The organism is Streptacidiphilus melanogenes, from assembly GCF_000787835.1.
GTDB classification, from domain to species: domain Bacteria; phylum Actinomycetota; class Actinomycetes; order Streptomycetales; family Streptomycetaceae; genus Streptacidiphilus; species Streptacidiphilus melanogenes.
Genome location: NZ_BBPP01000053.1, coordinates 42,684 through 45,457, shown reverse-complemented (window position 1 = coordinate 45,457; position 2,774 = coordinate 42,684). Strand labels below are relative to the sequence as shown.

At 72.6% G+C, this 2,774-nt stretch carries 4 protein-coding genes; 3 read left to right on the top strand and 1 reads right to left on the bottom strand.

Annotation, left to right across the window (positions count from 1 at the left end):
* The 3 genes from TR49_RS34930 to truA form a co-directional block, all read left to right on the top strand.
* Positions 1-300: DNA-directed RNA polymerase subunit alpha C-terminal domain-containing protein (locus tag TR49_RS34930; RefSeq protein ID WP_042389334.1), on the top strand; the 300-nt coding region annotated here is incomplete at its 5' end.
* A 142-nt stretch (positions 301-442) separates the two neighbouring features.
* Complete coding sequence (gene rplQ / locus TR49_RS34925; protein WP_042389331.1) at positions 443-880, top strand: 50S ribosomal protein L17; 438 nt, start codon at positions 443-445, stop codon at positions 878-880.
* 74 nt (positions 881-954) lie between these two features.
* A complete protein-coding gene (gene truA, locus TR49_RS34920; RefSeq protein ID WP_042389328.1) occupies positions 955-1,848 on the top strand; it encodes a tRNA pseudouridine(38-40) synthase TruA in 894 nt (297 codons plus the stop codon).
* On the opposite strand, the gene TR49_RS34915 is transcribed toward truA, so the two are convergent.
* A partial coding sequence (locus TR49_RS34915; RefSeq protein WP_160311691.1) for a hypothetical protein occupies positions 1,842-2,774 on the bottom strand: 933 nt, incomplete at its 5' end. The two genes, truA and TR49_RS34915, sit on opposite strands and share 7 nt — an antisense overlap.

Sequence of the window (2,774 nt, the reverse complement as noted above, 5' to 3'; positions counted from 1 at the left end):
GCCGCCCTGGCTGCCGACCTGGCGCTGCCGATCGAGGAGCTGGAGCTCACGGTCCGCTCCTACAACTGCCTCAAGCGCGAGGGCATCCACACCGTGGGTGAGCTCGTCGCCCGCTCCGAGGCCGACCTGCTCGACATCCGCAACTTCGGTGCGAAGTCGATCGACGAGGTCAAGGCGAAGCTGGCCGGCATGGGCCTGGCCCTCAAGGACAGCCCGCCCGGATTCGACCCGACCGCCGCCGCGGACGCCTTCGGCGCCGACGACGACGACACGGGCTTCGCGGAGACCGAGCAGTACTGAGTCTCCCGGTAGGCCTTGGGTACGGGACCGCTTCGGCGGTCCCGTATTCTTGTTTGCTGTATGTCTAAGTCGTGCGGGCGCACTGTCCGTACGCCCGGCCCGGTTCCTCATACGGCCGACGCCGGATATTGAAGGAGACACCATGCCTGCTCCCGCCAAGGGTGCCCGCCTCGGCGGCGGTCCGGCCCACGAGCGTCTGCTGCTCGCCGGTCTGGCCCGTGAGCTGTTCCAGCACGGCCGCATCACCACGACGGAGGCCAAGGCCCGCCGTCTGCGTCCGTACGCGGAGAAGCTGATCACCAAGGCGAAGAAGGGTGACCTGCACAACCGCCGTGAGGTCCGCAAGGTCATCACGGACATCGCGGTTCTGCACACCCTCTTCACCGAGATCGGCCCGCGCTACGAGAACCGTCCGGGTGGCTACACCCGTATCACCAAGATCGGTACGCGCCGTGGCGACAACGCGCCCATGGCCGTCATCGAGCTGGTCGAGGGCCTGACCGTGGCCCAGGAGGCCGTCGGCGAGGCCGAGGCCGCGACCAAGGTCGCCGCGAAGACGGAGGAGACCGCGGCGGAGTAATCCTCCCGCGTGATCCACGACGGACCCGTTCCCAGCTGTGGGGGCGGGTCCGTTTTTCGACTCAGAGGAAGCTGATGAGCTGCGAAGAAGAGCCTCGGCGGGACGGTCCGGCCGACGGCTTCGTGCGGATCCGTCTGGACCTGGCCTACGACGGCGCGGAGTTCTCGGGCTGGGCACGGCAGAAGAACGGGCGGCGCACCGTCCAGCAGGAGCTGGAGGAGGCGATCGCCGTCGTGACCCGGCAGCGGGAGATCTTCCCGCTCACGGTGGCGGGCCGCACCGACGCGGGCGTGCACGCCCGCGGACAGGTCGCGCACGTGGACCTGCCGGAGGCGATCTGGCTGGCGGAGGGGGAGAAGCTGCTGCGGCGGCTCGCCGGGCGGCTGTCCGGGGACATCCGGGTGTGGCGGCTGTCCGAGGCGCCAGCCGGGTTCGACGCCCGCTTCAGTGCGATCTGGCGGCGGTACGCCTACCGCGTCTGCGACACCCAGGGCGGCGTCGACCCGCTGCGGCGCGGCCACGTGCTGTGGCACGACCGGCCGCTGGACGTGGAGTCGATGAACGAGGCGGCCAGGCGCCTGATCGGGGAGCACGACTTCGCGGCGTACTGCAGGAAGCGCGAAGGCGCGACGACCATCCGCGAGCTGCTGGAGTTCTCCTGGGAGCGGACCGAGGGCGACGCCCTGCTGGGCCCCGGGGTGCCGGGGCTCGTGGTGGGCACCGTCCGGGCCGACGCGTTCTGCCACAACATGGTGCGCGCCCTCGTCGGCTCCATGCTGCTCGTCGGCGGCGGGCAGCGGTCGCTGGATTTCCCGGCCGAGGTGCTGGCCGGCGGTGTGCGGAACTCCGCGGTCAACGTCGTGCGGCCCTACGGGCTGACCCTGGAGGAGGTCGGCTATCCCGCCGACGACCTGCTCGCCGAGCGGAACCGCGCCGCCCGGCGACTGAGGGTGCTCGGGGGTCAGTGAGCGGCGGCGGCCTCCGTGCGGCCGCGCTCGGCGAGGTCCTGGAAGGCCAGGGTGGCGAGGTCGTTGCCGGCGGCCAGGGCGGCCTTGTCGTCGGCCGGGACCGGCTTGCCGTCCGGGTAGCCGGCGACGGTGAAGTACGCGTAGCGGCCCACGGCGTTGCTGGAGATCCGGCAGACCTCCTTCTGGCAGAACGGCTTGACCGGGCCGCCGAAGAGGGACGAGATGTTGCCCACGGCGGCGGCGGCCTTGACCGCGTTCGCCTCGGCCGCGCTGTCGAAGACGGCGATGCCGACGGTGACCTCCGCCGAGCCGCCGTTGCCGTAGGTGGCGCGGAAGATGCCCTGGCAGCCGTTCTTGGCGAGCACGGTCGCGAGCGCCGGTGAGGCGGCCGCCGCGCAGGGCGACGTCGCTGTCAGTACCTGCGTGTAGGAATGGCCGTTGACGGTGATGCTCTTGCCGGGGAAGAGCGTGGCCGCGCTGAGCGGCGCCTTGTCGGTGGCGGCGCTGGAGAGCAGGGTGAGCGGGTCCAGCAGGGTGGGGCTGGGTGTCGGCTGCGCGGAGGGCACGGCCGAGGGCACCGCGGAGGGCGTGGTGGGCTGCGCCGCGGGGCTCGTGGGCGCGGCCGCGGCGCTGTGGCGGCTGTGACGGCCCTGGTGGCCGCCGAGGGTGAGCGCTGCCGCGGTGCCGCCCGCGAGGACGACGACGGCCGCGCCCAGCGCGACGGTGCGCCGGCGGAAGCGACGTCGCCGCGCGGTGGTGGCGGCGTAGGGCTGGGTGAGCTCGTCAAGATCGGGCGTGGGGGAGTCGTCCGCGGGGGTGCCGGGCCGGATCGCGAACGCCACGGCGGTCTTCGTCGCGGTCGCTCCGGGGGCGCCCTGCTGTGGTTCGGGGATCGGCGGCTCGGGGGCGCCCGGGCGGACGCGCAC

Bases quoted from the DNA above. Each gene is read 5' to 3' on its own strand.
- rplQ (WP_042389331.1), top strand. From the start codon at position 443: ATGCCTGCTCCCGCCAAGGGTGCCCGCCTCGGCGGCGGTCCGGCCCAC.
- truA (WP_042389328.1), top strand. From the start codon at position 955: ATGAGCTGCGAAGAAGAGCCTCGGCGGGACGGTCCGGCCGACGGCTTC.